At 71.5% G+C, this 17,027-nt stretch carries 15 protein-coding genes and 1 riboswitch; of the genes, 9 read left to right on the forward strand and 6 right to left on the reverse strand.

What is annotated here, in order from left to right:
- Positions 1 to 229 precede the first annotated feature (229 nt).
- Positions 230 to 628, reverse strand: coding sequence for an ArsR/SmtB family transcription factor (locus SMIR_RS34855; protein WP_168489699.1), 399 nt, complete (start codon positions 626 to 628; stop codon positions 230 to 232).
- 180 nt (positions 629 to 808) lie between these two features.
- On the opposite strand from SMIR_RS34855, the gene SMIR_RS34860 reads away from it, so the two are divergent.
- The 4 genes from SMIR_RS34860 (at position 809) to SMIR_RS34875 (ending at position 4,394) form a co-directional block, all read left to right on the forward strand.
- The gene (locus tag SMIR_RS34860; protein ID WP_168489698.1) at positions 809 to 2,260 is read left to right on the forward strand and encodes an MFS transporter; all 1,452 of its coding nucleotides are present in this window, start codon (positions 809 to 811) and stop codon (positions 2,258 to 2,260) included.
- A gap of 138 nt (positions 2,261 to 2,398) precedes the next feature.
- Positions 2,399 to 3,301 carry an SGNH/GDSL hydrolase family protein gene (locus SMIR_RS34865; protein WP_168500873.1) on the forward strand — a complete coding sequence of 301 codons (903 nt, stop codon included), beginning with the start codon at positions 2,399 to 2,401 and terminating at the stop codon, positions 3,299 to 3,301.
- Positions 3,302 to 3,440: 139 nt separating this feature from the next.
- Positions 3,441 to 3,614: a CsbD family protein gene (locus SMIR_RS34870; RefSeq protein ID WP_075025472.1), complete on the forward strand. Its 174-nt coding sequence runs from the start codon at positions 3,441 to 3,443 to the stop codon at positions 3,612 to 3,614.
- Between the two features lie 174 nt (positions 3,615 to 3,788).
- Positions 3,789 to 4,394 (forward strand): GOLPH3/VPS74 family protein, encoded by a 606-nt coding sequence (locus SMIR_RS34875; RefSeq protein ID WP_168489697.1) that lies wholly within the window; start codon positions 3,789 to 3,791, stop codon positions 4,392 to 4,394.
- Between the two features lie 71 nt (positions 4,395 to 4,465).
- Here the strand turns inward: SMIR_RS34875 and SMIR_RS34880 are convergent, their stop codons facing one another.
- The 3 genes from SMIR_RS34880 to SMIR_RS34890 all read right to left on the reverse strand — a co-directional run bounded on the left by SMIR_RS34880 (position 4,466) and on the right by SMIR_RS34890 (position 8,969).
- On the reverse strand, positions 4,466 to 5,653 hold the full coding sequence (locus tag SMIR_RS34880) for a hypothetical protein (RefSeq protein ID WP_211118651.1): 1,188 nt from the start codon (positions 5,651 to 5,653) through the stop codon (positions 4,466 to 4,468).
- A 166-nt stretch (positions 5,654 to 5,819) separates the two neighbouring features.
- Complete coding sequence (locus SMIR_RS34885) at positions 5,820 to 7,265, reverse strand: C40 family peptidase (protein WP_249938516.1); 1,446 nt, start codon at positions 7,263 to 7,265, stop codon at positions 5,820 to 5,822.
- A 56-nt stretch (positions 7,266 to 7,321) separates the two neighbouring features.
- Positions 7,322 to 7,492: riboswitch (cyclic di-AMP (ydaO/yuaA leader) on the reverse strand.
- Positions 7,493 to 7,607: 115 nt separating this feature from the next.
- On the reverse strand, positions 7,608 to 8,969 hold the full coding sequence (locus tag SMIR_RS34890) for a diacylglycerol/lipid kinase family protein (protein WP_168489696.1): 1,362 nt from the start codon (positions 8,967 to 8,969) through the stop codon (positions 7,608 to 7,610).
- A gap of 203 nt (positions 8,970 to 9,172) precedes the next feature.
- Between SMIR_RS34890 and SMIR_RS34895 the strand changes: the two genes are divergently transcribed.
- The 4 genes from SMIR_RS34895 to SMIR_RS34910 are packed head-to-tail and all read left to right on the forward strand — an operon-like array spanning position 9,173 to position 12,052.
- Positions 9,173 to 9,877 (forward strand): response regulator transcription factor, encoded by a 705-nt coding sequence (locus SMIR_RS34895; RefSeq protein ID WP_168489695.1) that lies wholly within the window; start codon positions 9,173 to 9,175, stop codon positions 9,875 to 9,877.
- Positions 9,874 to 11,358: a sensor histidine kinase gene (locus SMIR_RS34900; protein WP_212727821.1), complete on the forward strand. Its 1,485-nt coding sequence runs from the start codon at positions 9,874 to 9,876 to the stop codon at positions 11,356 to 11,358. Before SMIR_RS34895 ends, SMIR_RS34900 begins: the two co-directional genes overlap by 4 nt.
- A 47-nt stretch (positions 11,359 to 11,405) precedes the next feature.
- The gene (locus SMIR_RS34905) at positions 11,406 to 11,813 is read left to right on the forward strand and encodes a hypothetical protein (protein ID WP_168489693.1); all 408 of its coding nucleotides are present in this window, start codon (positions 11,406 to 11,408) and stop codon (positions 11,811 to 11,813) included.
- Entirely contained in the window at positions 11,813 to 12,052 is a 240-nt protein-coding gene (locus SMIR_RS34910) for a hypothetical protein (protein ID WP_212727822.1), read from the forward strand. The genes SMIR_RS34905 and SMIR_RS34910 overlap by 1 nt, the downstream gene beginning before the upstream one ends.
- A gap of 2 nt (positions 12,053 to 12,054) precedes the next feature.
- On the opposite strand, the gene SMIR_RS34915 is transcribed toward SMIR_RS34910, so the two are convergent.
- Positions 12,055 to 13,269, reverse strand: a complete 1,215-nt coding sequence (locus SMIR_RS34915; protein WP_168489691.1) for a PP2C family protein-serine/threonine phosphatase — start codon at positions 13,267 to 13,269, stop codon at positions 12,055 to 12,057.
- Positions 13,270 to 13,421: 152 nt separating this feature from the next.
- On the opposite strand from SMIR_RS34915, the gene SMIR_RS34920 reads away from it, so the two are divergent.
- Positions 13,422 to 14,786 (forward strand): FAD-dependent oxidoreductase, encoded by a 1,365-nt coding sequence (locus SMIR_RS34920; protein WP_101407618.1) that lies wholly within the window; start codon positions 13,422 to 13,424, stop codon positions 14,784 to 14,786.
- Positions 14,787 to 14,851: 65 nt separating this feature from the next.
- Here SMIR_RS34920 and ligA read toward each other — a convergent pair whose 3' ends face one another.
- Positions 14,852 to 16,960 carry an NAD-dependent DNA ligase LigA gene (gene ligA / locus SMIR_RS34925; protein WP_248002829.1) on the reverse strand — a complete coding sequence of 703 codons (2,109 nt, stop codon included), beginning with the start codon at positions 16,958 to 16,960 and terminating at the stop codon, positions 14,852 to 14,854.
- Between the last annotated feature and the right edge of the window lie 67 nt (positions 16,961 to 17,027).

The raw sequence follows: 17,027 nt of genomic DNA on the forward strand, positions 1-17,027 counted from the left end.
TTGGTGGTCCAAGGAAGACGCCCCGCTTCCTGTGGGGAGATGCAGGTGCAAGGCCTGCCCGGCGCTCCACAGAACCCCGTCCCCGGTGCTCCGGAGGCGGGGTTCGCTCGTTGCGGCCTGTGCCGTCAGCGGTTCCGAAGGGGCGCGTTCGAGGTGCGGGTCCGGGACAGGACGCCGGATGCCGCGGGCGATCCCTGGGTGACACCGGCGGGGGCTTCCCGCGCGGCGCTCAGGCCCTGCCCTCGGCGCGCAGGACCAGGTCGAGGAGACCCGGGAAGCACTCGTCGAACTCGGCGCGGCGCAGCCGGTTGAGCCTCTTGGGTCCGGCGTCGCGCTGTTCCAGGAGGCCGGCCTCGCGCAGTACGGCGAAGTGGCGGCTGAGGGTCGCCTTGGTGACGGGCACGTCGAAGCTCCCGCACGCCCGTTCCCAGTCGGCGGCCCCGGCCAACTCCCTTACCAGGGTCTGGCGGACGGGGTCGGCGAGGGCGAGCAGCGCCGCCTCCAGCGGTACGTCGCGCGGAGGAGTGTGGACCGGTGGCGTCCGGTGACTCGCGGCCGCGGTCGGCTGTCCGCTGTCCACGGTCGCCCGTCCGCCCCGTGCGGTCGACTCTCGGCTCTGTGCCGCCATGGCTGGTCGCTCCGTCCCGACTCGCTTGGTCCGTGACGCGTGCCGTACACGGATTGCAGAGTGTTCGATGATCTGCGTACACTCAAATTGTTCGCTCGTAGACGAACAGTCTACCGGAGTCCGCTGTGTACCGCCCGGCTCCGCGCCCCCACCGCCCTCCGGCACGTCGGAAGGAAATCCGTGCCTCAGACCCAACCCCACAAGGCCCGGCCGGGACTGACGCTGTTCGCGGCCTGCCTCGGTTTTGTGGTCGTCATCCTGGATGTCAGCGTCGTGAACGTCGCCATCAAGGCGCTCGGCGCGGACTTCGGCGGCAGTCTGTCCGGTCTGGAATGGGTGATCAACGGCTACACGCTCACCTTCGCCGCCTTCCTCCTGACCGCCGGCGCCATGGGCGACCGGTACGACCCCAGGCGGATCTTCATGACGGGCTTCGCGCTGTTCGCCGTGACATCCCTGGCCTGCGGCGCCGCTTTCTCGCTGGTCGCCCTCGTCACGGCCCGCGTGGTCCAGGGCGTCGGCGCCGCGATGATCGTGCCGTCCTCCCTGTCGATCGTGAACACCAACTTCCCCGGCCCGGCGGAACGCACCCGCGCCGTGAGCCTCTGGGCCGCGGCCGGCGGACTCGCCCTCGCGCTCGGCCCGGTCGTCGGCGGCCTGCTGGTGGACTCGCTCGGATGGCGCTCGATCTTCTACGTCAACGTCCCCATCGCCGCCGTCGGCATCGTGCTCGTCCGGGCCTACGCCCGGCCCGCCCCCGCCCGCGACGCCTCGGTCCGCCGCTCGCTGGACCTGCCCGGTCAACTGCTCGCCGTCGTCGGCCTGGGCGCGTTCACGGGAGCGATCGTGGAGGCCAACGCGCAGGGCTGGTCCTCGGTCACCGTGCTGACCTGCCTGGCCGTCTGCCTGGTCGCGCTGATCGGCTTCCTCGCGGTGGAGCGCCGCAGCGGCGACCCGATGCTGCCCCTCCACCTGTTCAGCAGGGGCGCGTTCAGCTCCACCTCCCTCATCGGCGCACTCCTGAACTTCGCCTTCTACGGCCTGATCTTCGTCTTCAGCCTCTTCTTCCAGCAGGTCTGGGACTACTCGCCCATCGGCGCCGGACTCGCGTTCCTCCCGATGACGGCAGCCATCATGATCGCGAACCTGTCGTGCGGTCCGCTGGTCAAGCGCTACGGCGCCCGGACCGTGATGATCACCGGAAACAGCCTGGCCGTCGTCGGCTACCTGGCCACGGTCCCGGTCGTCGACTCGGGGGCGTATACGCAGATGATCGCGCAGTTCGTCGTCGCCGGATTCGGCCTCGGCCTGGTCGTCCCGTCCATGACGAACGCCATGCTCGGCTCCGTGGACCCGGCCAACGCCGGTATCGCCTCCGGCGTCCTCAACGCCTCGCGTCAGCTGGGCGGCCTCATAGGGGTCGCGGTGATGGGCCTCCTCGTCGGCCAGGCCGCCTCCGACCACTTCCTGTCCGGGCTGCGCGCGGCCCTGCTCTGTGCCGTGGTGGCCCTCGCGATCGGCGCGGTGCTCAGCGCGGTCGGCCTGCGCAGGCGGCCGGCGACCACCGCGACGGCACCGGTGACCACTGAGGCCGAGCCCGAGCCCGCTGCGAAGACCGCCGACGCGCGCTGACGGCCGCCGCCCGGTTGCCCTACCGGAACGGGTCTCCCGCATATGTGACAGATCTCTTCTCCAGCGACCTACCGGCCGGTATACAAGCGATGTTGAGCGTGCAAGGAACGCCGCGTCAGTGTCGACGGAGGAGAGATGATGAACCATCACGTGGTCCGGGGCGATGTCACCCGAAGACGACGACACGCCTCCGCGCTGGGAGCCGCCCTCGGTTGCGGTGTCCTTCTCCTGGGTGTCGCCTCCGCGTCTCCCGCCGTCGCGAGCGGACCGCACTCCCACCGGGGAACCGACTACGTGGCGCTCGGCGACTCGTACACCTCCGGGCCTCTGATCCCTCGTCAGGTGGACGCCAACTGCGCCCGCTCCGACCAGAACTACCCCTCGCTCGTCGCGACGCGGCGGTCGACCAGAACGTTCACGGACGTGAGCTGCGCCGGCGCGACGACCGACAACATGTGGAAGGCGCAGGGAACCAACGGACCCCAACTGAACGCCGTCGAGCGCTCCACGGATCTGGTGACCGTGCAGATAGGCGGCAACGACATCGGCTTCGGCTCCATCATCGGCACCTGTGCCGCGCTGAGTTCCAAGGACCCGTCGGGCAACCCCTGCCAGCAGTACTACAACTCCTCGGGCTTCGACCAGCTGACGCTGAACATCATCGAGACGGCTCCCAAGATCGCGCGGGTGCTGCGCGCCGTGCACGACAGGGCGCCGCACGCCCGCGTGCTCGTGGTCGGCTATCCGGACCTCCTGCCCGACGACGGCAGCGGCTGCTATCCGTCCGTCCCGTTCGCCGCCAAGGACTTCGCCTACCTGCGTGACGTCGGGAAGCGGCTCAACCTGATGATGCGCACGGTGGCCCGGTTCAGTCGTGCCGAATACGTCGACACATACAAACCCACCGTCGGACACGACATGTGCAAGGCACCCGCCGACCGGTGGATCGAGCCGCTGCAGCCTGCTTCACCCGCCGCCCCCGCACACCCCAACGCCAAGGGCGAGGCGGCCATGGCCGGGGCGGTGCTCCGGCGGCTGTAGTTCCTGCGGCCGTAGCTCCTGCGTGGTGCGCGATCTCCATGGTCTCCGGACTCCATGGTCAGGGCATGTTTACAAAACTTGTCCAGGGTCACACGGGTCAGTGAGCACCTGACGCCGAGAGCACCGAGAGGTGAGTTCCATGGCTCGCGACCAGAAAGCCAAGGCGAAGGCCGAGCAGGCCAAGGGCAAGATCAAGGAGACCACGGGGCGTGCCGTGGGTAACGAGCGCATGACGGCCGAGGGGCGTGTGGAGAAGGCCAAGGGCGACGCGCGCCAGGCGAAGGAGAAGACCAAGGACATCTTCCGCGGCTGACGCCCGGCCGCTCATGGGGCGGATGGCGTACGCAGAGCAGGGGGCTCGTCGCATGGAGCGACGGGCCCCCTGCTCCGCTCTCCGGGCAGCTGCGCCGAGCGGTCGAGGATCGTAGGCTTTCCCCGCCGAAGATCGTAGGCTTTCCCCTCCGGAGACTGTGTGGGGGAGCCATCTATGACCACGGCCAGGGACCTCTTGATCACCGCCATGGACGTGGACCCGGACCGCCCCGTGGGGCAGGGCGACCTGTCCCTCGCACTCGCCGGAGCCGAGGTGATCGACCTCCTCGCCGCTGACGCCGTCCACTTGGACGGCGACCGCCTCGTGCCGGCGCCCGAGCCGACGACGGAAGACCGACTCCTGGCCGAGGCGGCGTCCTCGCTCGTACGCCAGGTGCCCTACGAGCCGGTCGAGGACTGGCTGTGGCGCAGGGGGCGCGGCCTGGCCGCGGTCCATCTGGCCGCCCTGGAGGCGGACGGCCAGCTGACCCGGCAACGCCAACGCCGACTGCTTTTCGGAGCCGTCCGGATGGTTGTGGTCGATTCGCCCGCCCGACGCCGGGCACTGCACCGCTGGGCCGCCGACGAGCCTGTCCTCGTCTCCCTCGCGGCGGCCGTCGGGATTCCGGCCGAGCAGGGCGCCGACGGTCCGGTCGTGACCGACGACGCGGTGACGACCGTGCTGGCCGCCGTCAACGACGCGGTCATGGAACTGGAAGCGGTACGCCAGCGCCGGTCCATCGAGAGCGCGGCGTTCGCCAACCTCTGGCGAGGCGCGTGACGCGAGCGGGCGCGCCGTGCCACGCCGGTTTCAGCGGGTGGCCTCGGTCCGGCGCCGGTTTCCGGTAGCGATCATTCGCCCTTGCCGGGCTGGTTCTCGGGCGTGCGGGTGCCGGTGCCGGTTCCGGTGTCAGTGCCCCTGGCGGTGTCCCGGTCCGGCGCGTCGTCGCGGGCCGCGCGCCGTGCCCGTACGGTGCCCGCGACCCGCTGGAACGTCCGTGTCAGCTGGTGCAGCGGGTTCCCCTCCTGGCCGGCGGTCGCCTCGTGTGCACCGGACGCCGTCGTCCGGAGGTCTCGGAGGTCGGCCAGCGCCGCATGCGCGAGTTCGGTCGCCTCGCGGTACTGGTCGCGCGACTTCGTCATGGCGTCGAGTGCCTCGGCGTACACAGCCACCAGCGCCCGTGCCTCCTCCAGCGTCAGCAGCTTCCAGTCCTCCCGGAGGCTGGTGAGGGCGTCCTCCGCCGCTTCCGGCAGCGGCCGGGGCAGTGCCGCGTACCGTACGACCTTCTCCAGGAGCTCCGTCGGCTCCGAGCCGTCGAGGAACACACTTCGTACCGTGGAGTCCTGCTCGCCGTACCCGGGCCGGGCGGGGGAACCGGGCAGGATCACGGCGCCACCGCGCGGTACCCGTACGCCCAGGTCGTACAGCGCCCAGTTGACCGTCTGGAACTGCTCGGGCGCGGCGCGGTGTTCCACGACCCGGTGACGCAGACCGGGCGGGAGCAGCCGGGCCAGCGGCAGGCGACCGCGTTCGTCGGTGGTCATCGCCTCGTGGATGACGACGTTGATGCTCCAGCTGTGCTGCGCGGCCTCCTTGAGCAGGCGGCGCAGTGCCTTGTCGTCCTGTGGCAGCGGGTTGATGTCCCGCAGGCGGAGCCCGGCCACGATGTCGTGGTCCCAGGGGATCTGGTGTCCCTCGGGCCAGAACATGGTCGCGGGAGAGGGCCACGCGAGGTCCCAGGGCCGTTCCGCCTCGGCCACCAGCGTCCAGCGGCTTCCCTCGGCGGCGTGATCGCGCCCGTCCGTCGTGAGCCGTGCGCGAACCGTGACGGCGTCGTCGACCTGCCAGCGCGCCTCGAAGACATGCCCCTCGGAGTCCGAGGAGTTCTCTGCCTCCAGGAAGTCGTGGATCGTCTCGTCGGCCTTCAGCCTCCGCAGGTTCTCCCTGAGGATCTCCTGCGGGGCGGGCCCGACATGGCGCCCGCCGGCCAGCCAGACGGTTTCCGGAGCGGTGGCGCGGGCGGTGGAGGGCTTGGGCATGAGTCACTTTGCGGTGGGAGGCGGCGTGCGCACCCAGTATGGTCAGCGCGGGTGGCGAGCCGGGCGGCGAGGTCCGCGCGGATCACGTACATCCGCTATTGCGAAACTTCGGCCGTTCCGGTGCCTTATGTGTGCTTTGGGGCCTTGGTTGATGTGGCGCCGTCCGTCACGCCGGGCGCAGCGCGCTGTGGATCGCCTTCTGTCCGGCGAAGAAGATGGACTCTTCGCGTATCGAGGCACCGGGGCTGGGGGCGTGGATCATCATGCCGTTCCCGGTGTAGAAGCCGACGTGGCTGACGTTGTCGTAGAAGAAGATCAGGTCGCCGAACTGGATGTCGGTCAGGGGAATCGCCGCACCGGCGGTCGCCTGCCCGTGCACGGTGCGCGGGAGTGCGACCCCGGCGGCCCTCCAGGCGGCCTGGACGAGGCTGGCGGAGTCGTACGAGTCCGGTCCTGTCGCGCCCCAGACACACGGCTTGCCGATCTGCGTACGGGCGAAGGCAAGGGCCTTGGCGGCCTTCCCGCCGTACGCCGACTCCGCGGCGCCGACGGGGCTTACCGTGCCGGTGCCGACGGGCACACCCGCGGCCAGCGGCATCCCCACGCCGAGGGACATGTCCGCGCCGAGCGGCATCCCCGTACCCATGGACATGTCCGTGCCGAGAGGTATCCCCGCGGCCAGGGGCATCCCGGTGCCGAGGGGCATGTCCGGGCCGAGCGTCATTCCCATACCCATGGACGTGTCCGTGCCGAGAGGCATCCCCGCACCCATGGACGTGTCCGTGCCGAGAGGCATCCCCGCACCCATGGGCACGTTCGTGCCGAGCGGCATTCCGGTGCCGAGGGACATGTCCGGGCCGAGCGGGGTCGACTGCTGTCGCTGCCACTCCGCCGCTGCCTGGTTGCGAGCCTGATCCTCCGGGGTGGGCCAGACGCCCTCGGCCGGACGTGACTCGATCGCCGCGGGCCCGGGGTTCCACTGTGCGGCGTGCTTGGACACCAACTCACGAGCCAGCGCCAGTTTCCGCTGGATCTTCTCCTTGGACGTCTTCAACGCGGACTGCCCCGGCGCGGCGGGCAGCGCGGGCAGCAGGGCCGTGGCGGCCTCCTGTGCAGGTTGCGGCGCGGGCTCCGGCGCGGCCGGCAGCGCGGCGACGGCCCTGGCCGTCAACTCGGCCACGGGCCCGGCGGCCGCCTCGGCGGAGGGGCCTGCGGTCAACTCCAGAACGGGGCGGGCGGTCAACTCCCGCCCACGGTTGGTGAGCCCGTCCTCCGGCCGCTTCGCCGGGCCCGTGGGCCGCGCCTCGGCCGGGCGGTTCGGCATCCGGTCGGCCGGCAGCCTGGCCGGCGCGGACGGACCCAGCTGCGTGCGCGCCGCGTCGAACCAGGTCTTGGTGATGTCGTCGAGGGCGGGGTCGCGGCGCCTGCGCGCGGTTTCCGGCGCCGGGTTGACGCGGCCTCGGCTCCCTGTGGTCATCGCGCGGGTCCCGTTGACGAACCCGACGGCGTTCTCGGCCTGGTCGTAGAGGGAGCTGATCCGCTGCTGCACCTCCTCGCGGCTCGGACCGTCCGCGCCACTGAGGGCGGCCGTCGCGCGTGCGGAGTCGGGCATGCCAGGGAGGCTGCCGCCTCCAGGGCGCGGGGTTCGTTCCGGCGCCATGGGAGCCGTACTCCTTCCGTACTCCGCCTACCGGGTCGGCCGTCGGGTTCGGGCGGAAGATTCCGGAAGGCATGCCCTACGGCCCCTGCCCGAGAGGGCAGTTGGGCCGATTCACCCCAAGGTCGGTTGGGTCCCGGTTCCGGTTGCCGCGGGGGCATCGGATTCGGCGGAGGTCGCGCGACCCGGCGAGGTTCGCCGGAGGGAGTCGTGCGGCCTGCCGCCAACTTAGCCAATTTGTGTGCCTGGTGTGAAGATTGGAGCGCGAACTGTCCGATATGTAATTGTGACCTTCGTCTACGTGTCCCGGCCACGACCAGGATGTCGTACGACCGCCGTGCGCCCCACGGTCGCCGCGAGCGTGCGCAACCGGCGCCAGTCCAAAGGGGGTTGGACCTCCGGTACGCCGGGCCGTTCCTTGGGGACGCGGACGCGCAGGGCGCCGGGTTCGACGCGGCAGTGGACTGGGGCGGGCAGGACCAGGGCCTCGCCGTCGATGCCGGCCTCGACTTCCGCGCGGTCGGCGTCGATGACCACCTCACGGGTGGTCAGGACCGCGAGTCCGTCCGGCGCGGGGTCCAGTACGAGCGCGGCGGCCTCGGCCGCGCTGTCCACCGTGATGCCGAGGACACCGAGCAGCCCGGAGTCGAGCCGTTCGCGGCGGCCGAGACCGGCCGGATCGTTGGTCCGGTAGGGGTTGTTGCTCACCAGCACGGCCTGCGGGGCGTCGAGCGTCGTGTCGCCGGCGCGGGCGGTCAGTCGCGGCCCGCGCTGGCGGGTGAGCAGGTCGGGCAGGAGGTCCAGGATGGTGCCGATCTTGTCGTCGCGGTACGCGGGACTCTGCACGACCGCCGCGTACGCGCCGAAGGAGGCGTTGTTGACGAACGGGTGGCCGCCGGCGAAGCCGAGGTCCACGCGGAGTTCGACGCCGTCGGTGAGGGCGTCCAGGCAGGACGCCGGGTCGTCGCGGTCGAGGCCGAGGTCCATGGCGAAGTGATTGCGGGTGCCGGCGCAGACCACCAGGAACGGCAGACCGTGTTCGGCGGCGACGGCCGCGACCAGCGCCTGGGTACCGTCACCGCCGGCGACGCCCAGCAGATCCGCGCCGTCCGCGACGGCGGCCCGGGCCAGCGCGGTGACGTCCTGGTGCTTCTCCGGGTCGAGGAGCACGACCTGCGCGCCGAGCCGCTCCGCCTTCTCCCGCAGTCCGAACCTCGCCACCTTGCCGCCTCCGGAGTGCGGGTTCATGAGGAGGAAGGGGCGCCGCGGCGGTGGTGCCCTGCGTTCCTTCGGGCGCGGGGCGCGCGTCCGGTCGCCCCGCAGGGCGTACCGGCCGCTCCAGACGGCCACGGTCCACAGCGCCAGGGACACGGGGACGGCCCAGAGCAGGCCGGCCACGGCGAACAGGGTGAGCACGGCGCCGGGCGCGACGGCCGCCAGCACGGCCGCCACCCAGCGGAGCGGGCCGCGCCGGGTCAGCGCCCACCACAGCGCCGCCGCCGTGACGGCCACGCCGAGGAGCACGGCCAGGAGCAGCAGTACGCCGTCCACGCCTCCGTAAGCGAGCGGCAGCAGGACCGCCAGCGCCGCCGTGACCAGCGCGGCCCTGGCCGCCCACCGTTTCCCGTGGCCGACCCGCCCGCTCGCATCCACACCCATCGACACAGTCGTATGCAACCGCCGGGTCAGGCCCCGCGCAACCGCCGCGCTCTGCGAGGGCACACGCCAACCGGGGCCGGCCCGGGCGATTCTCACCGATCCCTTGGCCGACCCCTCGGGGCCGGGACCGTCGAGGCTGATGCACGATGGGCGGCGGCGAGCCCCGGCGGTGCGCCGGGGTGTGGCGGGGAGGGGCAGTGGTGATGAGTGGGCAGCGCGGCCGTGTTCTGGTCGTGGACGACGACGCGGCGATCCGCCGCTCGCTGGAGCGCGGACTGAGGCTCGGCGGATTCACCGTGGACCTGGCCGACGGGGGGCGGCCGGCCCTGGCGGTGGCCCGGCGGACACCGCCGGACGTGATCGTGCTGGACATCTCGATGCCCGACCTCAGCGGCATCGAGGTGTGCAGGACACTGCGGGACGAGGACAACGACGTACCCGTGCTGATGCTCTCCGCACTCGACGAGACCGCCGACCGGATCGCCGGGCTGCAGGCGGGCGGGGACGACTACCTCGTCAAGCCCTTCGCCCTGCAGGAACTGGTCCTGCGCCTGGAGGCACTGCTGCGGCGCAGGCCGCCACGGGACAGCGGCACCGTACGGGTCGGCGGGCTGCTCCTGGATCCCGCCGCCCGGGGGGTGAGCCTCGACGGGCGGCCGGTGGAACTGACCCGACGCGAGTTCGAGCTGCTCCACTTCCTCGCCCGCAACGCAGGCATCGTGCTCAGCCGGGACCAGCTCCTCGATCGCGTATGGGGCTACGACTTCGAGGTGCGCACCGACGCGGTGGACACCTTCGTCAGCTATCTGCGCCGCAAACTGGAGACGTCGGGGCGCTCCCGGATCATCCACACCGTACGAGGCGTGGGCTTCGTCCTGCGCGACGACGACCCGGGGGAGCGGCCGTGAGACTGTCCACGCGGATCGCCCTGGCCGTCGGCGCCACCGTGCCCGTACTGGTTCTGGCCACCGGCTGGCTGCTGCTGCGGCTGGTCGCCGCTGATCTGCACGACCAGCAGGACACGCATCTGCGCGAGCGCGCGGTGGCCGTAGCCAAGGACGCCCGGGGGCTGCTGCGCGCGAGCGCCGCCGACCGCTCGGCGGCGGTGGAGCAGGCCCGCGAACGCCGGCTTTTCACCTCGGCCCTGGACGTGGGCGTACGGCTGACCGGCCCCGAGGGGACCTTCACGGGCGGCCCGCAACCGGCGGCCGACGTGGCGCTGCCCGTCAGGGCTCCCGTCCCGGTCACCCTCCGTGCCGACGGCAGGAGCTGGCGGATCCTGTCGACCCGGGTGACCGGGTCGCGCCCGGGTGTGCGCGGCACCCTGTGGCTGTTCGCGTCCGACACCGCCGCCGACACCCAGGTACGCCTGGTCCGACGGCGCGCGGTGACCGTCGCCCTGCTCGCCGCACCGCTGTCCGGGCTGCTCGCCTGGGCCGTCGCCACCCGGGCGAGCACACCGCTGCGCCATCTGCAACGCCGGGCGAGCGGCCTCGACCCCCGTTCAAGTTCCACCCGCCTGGACCACACCCCGACGCGGATCGCCGAGGTCGACGACCTCGCGCGCACCCTGCAGACCGTCCTGGCCCGCTACGACGAGCAGGCGGCCAGGACCGCCGAGGCTCTGGCCACCGCCCGCTCCTTCGCCTCGGCGGCCTCGCACGAACTGCGCACCCCGTTGATGAGCATGCAGACCAACCTGGAGATCCTCACCGAGCATCCGGAACTCGCCGGACCCGACCGTGACGAAGTGCTGCACGACCTGAGCCGCGAACACGCACGCCTCCTCGGGGTCCTCGTCATGCTGCGCGACCTCGGCCGCGCAGACCTCGTCGAGGCGGACGCCTTCGGCCCGGTCGACCTCGCCGACCTCGTCGAAGCGAGCACGGAGGAACAGCGGCGACGCCATCCGCACGCACGGGTGGCCGGCCACTGCGCACCGGGGCTGCGTGTGCACGGCTGGGAGGCGGGACTGCGGAGCCTGGTGGACAACCTGCTCGTCAACGCCCTGGTCCACGGACACACGGACGGGCAGCCTCCGCAGGTCGAGGTGACCTTGCGCGCGAGCGGCGCCGACGCGCTCCTCGTCGTAGACGACCGGGGCCCGGGTATCCCGCCCGCGCTGCGCACCGAGGTCTTCGAACGTTTCCGCCGCCGACCGGACAGCCCCGGCTCCGGCCTCGGACTGACCCTGGTCGCCCAGCAGATCGCCCTGCACCGGGGCGGGATCCGGGTACTGGACCGGCCCACGGGTCCGGGCACCCGCGTCGAGGTCACCCTGCCGCTGAGCGACGGCTCCGCGGACGCGGGGGCCACGCTTCCGCTCCCGCGCAACTGGATGATCACGACCGCCGACCGGCCACAAGAATTCCACAAAGACGGCTCCTAGTTTTCCGGGCGAGAGGGCAGTCGCCCGTGAACGCGGAGGAGTTCGTCATGCCAAGCACCAGGAAGACCATGATCTCGGTCGTCTCGTTGGTCGCCGCCGGGTCGCTGTTCGGCGCCGCCGGCGCGGCCACGGCCGACGCCGCGACTCCCGCGCCGTCCGGCACCCCCACGGGCGACGGCGCGGCGGCGCTCTGCAAGCGCGCGCCGAAGATCGACCGGCGGATCGACCGGATCCTCACCCGGCTGCGCGCGGACGCTTCCCAGCGTGGCTCCATCGCCCGTCTCGAGCAGCGGGTGGCGAACGCCAAGTCCGCGGGGCACACCCAGATCGAGACCTACCTGAACGACCGGCTCACCTTCCGGCGTTCCCTGGTCCCCACCCTGGAGACCCGCCAGAAGGACCTGGCCGACGTCGAGAAGTGGTGCGGCGCCCACGACAACGGTCGTACGAACTGATGCGCGCGCGCCACACCGTGCCGGCGGTACTGGCCGCCCTGCTGTTCCTGGCCGGATGCGGCCACGGCGGGAGCGCGCAGAGTGCACAGAGCACGCAGGGCACGGGGACCGCACAGGGCACGCAGACCACTCGGCAGCCCGCACCCACTTCCTCCGCGGACCTCGGTCACCTGCGGAAACTCGTCGACGGCGCCGATTCCGCGGCGAGCGCGGCGGAGTCGGACATGGCCCGGGAGTGAGGTCAGCGTTCCGCCGACGGGGGCGGCGATCCGCCGGCGTGGAGCCGGTGGTGGCCGTCGGCGGGGCGGGTGGTGAAGTGCGGTCGATGCGGGTGATGGGAGGCGGTGCGTTCGATGATCAGGAGGGCGGCGTCGTCGCCGGGGTGGTCGCCGACGTGCGCGAGGAGGTCGTCGTGGATGTGCCGCAGCAGGGCGTCGGGGCCGGCGGCGGGAAAGGAGGCGACCCTCTCGGCGAGCGGGTAGAAGGCGCCCGACGGTGAGCGGGCTTCGATGACGCCGTCGGTGTAGAGCAGGAGGACGTCACCGGTTTCGAAGGTGAACGGGTCGGGGCGGTGGCTCGCGGCGGGCAGCTCGCACATGCCCAGCGGGGGGACGGGGTGGCGCGCGTACAGGACCGTGACCTCGCGGTCGCGCAGCAGGAGAGGCGGTGGATGACCGCAGTTGATCATCCAGGCCTCCGACCCCTCGTCGGGGATGTCCAGCACGAGCGCGGTGGTGAAGTGCTCGCCCGGGTCGTGCTCGGTGTCGGCCACGTCCTCCAGGTCGCGGCACACGCTGACCTCCAGTGCCGCCGTGAGCTCGGGCAGGCTGGCGTACCGGTGAGCGCCCTCACGGAACGATCCCAGCACCACCGAGGCCTCGCCGATGGAGGCCAGCCCCTTGCCGCGTACGTCCCCGATGATCACCCGCGTGGAGGACTGGGCGGAGCGGGCGACCGCGAACAGGTCGCCGCCGATCTGCGTCTCGTCCTCGGCGGCCAGATACAGCCAGGCCACGCGCAGGGGCCCGATCCGGCGGGGCGGCGGTCGAAGCAGGACCCGCTGCGCCGTCTCGGCCACCGACCGCGCCCGGCTCAGCTCTCGGGCGCGCCGCTCGCGTACATGGCAGACGAAGACCACCAGCGCGGAGAGCACGGTCAGGGCGATGATCTGCGCGATGTGGTTGGCGGTGGTCAGCCCGCCGTGGAACACCGCGATGAAGACCTGGGCGGCCACGGCCAGCACCCCGACCACCGCGGTCAGCCGTGGCCCGGCCAGGGAGGCGGTGAGGGCGGGGGCGATGACCAGCAACGGACCCAGGTGGACATCGGTCGGGGAGTGGAGGTCCACCACGGTGATCACTACGATCAGCGCGAGTGGGATTGCCACCAGTCCGCGGCCCGACGGCTGCTCCACGAGGCGGTCCACTGACACACGCCGGACACCCACATTTCCCATTTTGCCCCCGATTTCGAGGCCTGTGCTCCCCGGGCGGCGAGTCATAAGATCGGCTTATGGGGTCATAGATCCAGCCCGCCTACTGACTAAGGTTTGCCTTAGTTTAGGCTTCCCGACGAGCCACCCTGCCACCGTTCGAAGGGAACCTGATCATGCCTCGCCCTCTGCGGGTAGCCATTGTCGGAGCCGGCCCCGCCGGGATCTACGCTGCCGACGCGCTGCTGAAGTCCGCAGTTGCGGTCGAGCCCGGTGTGTCCATCGACCTCTTCGAACGGATGCCGGCCCCCTTCGGTCTCATCCGCTACGGCGTGGCCCCCGACCACCCCCGGATCAAGGGCATCATCACGGCCCTGCACCAGGTGCTCGACAAGCCTCAGATACGTCTCTTCGGCAATGTCGACTACCCGGGGGACATCAACCTCGACGACCTGCGCACCTTCTACGACGCCGTGATCTTCTCCACGGGGGCGACGGCCGACCGGGCCCTCGACATACCTGGCATCGGCCTCGACGGCTCGTACGGCGCCGCGGACTTCGTCTCCTGGTACGACGGCCACCCGGACGTGGCGCGGACCTGGCCGCTCGAAGCGGAGAAGGTCGCCGTCCTCGGCGTCGGCAACGTCGCGCTCGACGTCGCCCGCATCCTCGCCAAGACCGCCGACGAACTGCTGCCGACCGAGATCCCGCAGAACGTCTACGACGGCCTCAAGGCCAACAAGGCTCTGGAGGTCCACGTCTTCGGCCGCCGCGGCCCGGCGCAGGCGAAGTTCAGCCCGATGGAGCTGCGGGAGCTGGACCACTCCCCGAACATCGAGGTCATCGTCGACCCCGAGGACATCGACTACGACGAGGGCTCGATCGCGACCCGGCGCGGCAACAAGCAGGCCGACATGGTCGCCAAGACCCTGGAGAACTGGGCCATCCGCGACATCGGTGAGCGCCCGCACAAGCTTTTCCTGCACTTCTTCGAGTCCCCGACCGAGATCCTCGGCGAGAACGGCCAGGTCGTCGGCCTGCGCACCGAGCGCACCGCCCTCGACGGCACCGGCAACGTCAAGGGAACCGGCGAGTTCAAGGACTGGGACCTCGGTGCGGTCTACCGCGCCGTGGGCTACCTGTCCGACGAACTGCCCAAGCTCCCCTGGGACGCCGATTCGGGCACGGTCCCGGACCAGGGCGGCCGCGTGATCGAGGAGACCGGCGAGCACCTGCAGTCGACGTACGTCACCGGCTGGATCCGACGCGGCCCTGTGGGCCTGATCGGCCACACCAAGGGCGACGCCAACGAGACCGTCGCCAGCCTGCTCGACGACCACGCGAACGGACGTCTGCACACGCCCGGGTCGCCCGACCCGGAGGCCGTGGACGCGTTCCTCGGCGAGCGGGACGTCCGCTTCACCACCTGGGAGGGCTGGTACCGCCTGGACGCCGCGGAGAAGGCGCTGGGCGAACCGCAGGGCCGGGAACGCGTGAAGATCGTCGAGCGCGAGGACATGCTCGACGCGAGCGGCGCATAGGCCCCGGCGTGCGGTCGCCCTCGACGGCGACCGCACGCTGTCACGCCACGCCACGCCATGTCACGTCAGGTCACGTCGGCCGTCAGGGGCCGGTCGACGTAGTCGGCGACCAGCGTCGCGAACTCGTCGGGGGTGACCAGCCGGATGCCGAGGTCCTCGGCCTTGGCGCGCTTGGATCCGGCGCCTTCGCCGGCGACGACCAGCGTGGTCTTCTTGGAGACGCTGGAGGAGGAGCGGCCGCCGGCGCGCTCGATGAGTTCGTTCATCTCGTTGCGGCTGAGCTTCTCCAGCGGGCCGGTCATGCCTCCGGTGACGACGACCGCCATCCCGGTCAGCGGCCCTCCCGCCGGCTCCGCGCCCTGGGTACCGGCGTCGGTGTCGTCGGCGATGACGGGCGCAGTGGCGCCGGGCTCGGTCATGTTGACCCCTGCCGCGGCGAGCTTGTCGATGAGCGGGGCGAGTTCGGCGAGTTCGGCCACGATGGACGGGGCCTTCTCCGTGCCGATGCCCTCGACTCGCTGCACCGCTTCGGCGTCGGCGGCACGTATGTGGTCCATGGTGGCGAAGTACCGCGCGATACGACGGGACATGGAGCGGCCCGTACCGCGGACGCCGAGCGCGCACAGCACCCGCGACAACGGCTGCCCCTTGGCCGCGCCGATCGCCGCGAGGAGATTGTCGGTGCTGGTCTCACCCATCCGTTCCAGGCCGAGGAGCTGGTCGCGGGTGAGGGCGAACACGTCGGCGAGATCGGCGACCAGGCCCGCCTCGACGAGCTGGACGACACGGGTGTGGCCCAGGCCCTCGATGTCGAGCTGGTCGCGGCCGGCGGCGTACGAGAGAGCGGCGACCAGGTGGCAGTCGCGGCCGTTCTCGCAGCGCCAGCGCTGCTCGCTGGTGTCGATGGCGGAGCCGCACCGCGGGCACACCTCGGGGAAGACGATCGGCCGCTCCTCGCCGGTGCGCAGATGGGCGACGGGAGCCTCGACGCGGGGAATCACGTCCCCGGCGCGGTGGACCATCACATGGTCGCCCAGACGCAGGTCGCGGCGGGTGATGTCGGCAGGGTTGTGGAGGGTGGCGTAGGTGATGGTGGAGCCGTCGATCTCGACCGGTTCGAGGACCGCGCGCGGAGCGATGATGCCGGTGCGGCCCACGTTCCACTCCACCTCCAGCAGTCGGGTGATCTTCTCCACGGCCGGCAGCTTGTAGGCGATTGCCCAGCGCGGTGCGCGCGAACCGGATCCGGCGGCCTCCTGATCGGCGGCGAGGTCGGCCTTGATGACGATCCCGTCGATCCCGAACGGCAACTCCGCCCGCAGCGCGGCGATCTCCTTCACCCGGGCCAGGACCTGCTCGGCGGTCTCCGCCGTGGTCCCGGGCACGGCGGTGGCGGCGGTGGTGTTCACGCCGAGCTCGCCGCACCGCGCCATCAGCTCGCTGTGCGCGCCCTCACCCAGCCGCGCCGCGAGGGCCTTCTCGGTGCCGGGCAGCGGCAGCAGGGCGTAGCCGAAGAAGGTCATCGGCACGGTGTAGGCGCGGTCCTTGGCGCGCAGGGTGCCCGCCGCGGCGTTGCGCGGGTTCGCGAACGGCTGCCCGCCGTGCGCGGTGCGCACCTCGTTGGCGTGTTCGAACTGGGCGGTGGTCATCAGGACTTCGCCGCGCACCTCCGCCGTGACCGGCTCGGCGAGTTCGGCCGGGAGGCCTTCGACGGTGCCGATGGCGTGCGAGACGTCCTCCCCGGCCGTCCCGTCGCCACGGGTGATCAGCCGGGTGAGGCGACCATGGGTGTACCGGGCGGCGATCGCGAGCCCGTCGAGTTTCGGCTCGACGCCGAACCGTGTGACGTCATGGCCGATCCGCCGGGCCAGCGACGCGGTCCAGGCGGTGAACTCCTCCGGCGAGAACACGTTGTCCAGGCTCAGCATGGGTACCGTGTGCGGGACATCGCCCTCCACGGCGCCACCGGCGACCTTCCCGGTCGGTGAGTCGGGCAGCACCTCCTCGGGATGAGCGGACTCCCACGCCGCGATGCCCCGCACGAGCCGGTCGTAGGTGTCGTCGTCCAGTACTGACGTGCCGCCCGCGTAGTAGGCGGCCGAAGCCTTCACGGCGTCCTCGACCGCCTGCGCGTAGGCGGCGGCATCCACGATCACTGCGGCTGGTGTTGTCATACACGCCATCCTGCACGCCACCACTGACAACGCCCCGGCACGCGTCTGCCGCACGCCGGAAACCAGG

Source organism: Streptomyces mirabilis, from assembly GCF_018310535.1.
Lineage (GTDB): Bacteria > Actinomycetota > Actinomycetes > Streptomycetales > Streptomycetaceae > Streptomyces.

Excerpts from the sequence above, each read along its gene's own strand:
- SMIR_RS34855 (WP_168489699.1), bottom strand. The coding sequence starts at position 628 with ATGGCGGCACAGAGCCGAGAGTCGACCGCACGGGGCGGACGGGCGACC.
- SMIR_RS34865 (WP_168500873.1), top strand. The coding sequence starts at position 2,399 with ATGAACCATCACGTGGTCCGGGGCGATGTCACCCGAAGACGACGACAC.
- SMIR_RS34870 (WP_075025472.1), top strand. The coding sequence starts at position 3,441 with ATGGCTCGCGACCAGAAAGCCAAGGCGAAGGCCGAGCAGGCCAAGGGC.
- SMIR_RS34875 (WP_168489697.1), top strand. The coding sequence starts at position 3,789 with ATGACCACGGCCAGGGACCTCTTGATCACCGCCATGGACGTGGACCCG.
- SMIR_RS34880 (WP_211118651.1), bottom strand. The coding sequence starts at position 5,653 with ATGCCCAAGCCCTCCACCGCCCGCGCCACCGCTCCGGAAACCGTCTGG.
- SMIR_RS34885 (WP_249938516.1), bottom strand. The coding sequence starts at position 7,265 with ATGCCCGACTCCGCACGCGCGACGGCCGCCCTCAGTGGCGCGGACGGT.
- SMIR_RS34890 (WP_168489696.1), bottom strand. The coding sequence starts at position 8,969 with ATGGGTGTGGATGCGAGCGGGCGGGTCGGCCACGGGAAACGGTGGGCG.
- SMIR_RS34895 (WP_168489695.1), top strand. The coding sequence starts at position 9,173 with ATGAGTGGGCAGCGCGGCCGTGTTCTGGTCGTGGACGACGACGCGGCG.
- SMIR_RS34905 (WP_168489693.1), top strand. The coding sequence starts at position 11,406 with ATGCCAAGCACCAGGAAGACCATGATCTCGGTCGTCTCGTTGGTCGCC.
- SMIR_RS34910 (WP_212727822.1), top strand. The coding sequence starts at position 11,813 with ATGCGCGCGCGCCACACCGTGCCGGCGGTACTGGCCGCCCTGCTGTTC.
- SMIR_RS34915 (WP_168489691.1), bottom strand. The coding sequence starts at position 13,269 with ATGGGAAATGTGGGTGTCCGGCGTGTGTCAGTGGACCGCCTCGTGGAG.
- SMIR_RS34920 (WP_101407618.1), top strand. The coding sequence starts at position 13,422 with ATGCCTCGCCCTCTGCGGGTAGCCATTGTCGGAGCCGGCCCCGCCGGG.
- ligA (WP_248002829.1), bottom strand. The coding sequence starts at position 16,960 with ATGACAACACCAGCCGCAGTGATCGTGGATGCCGCCGCCTACGCGCAG.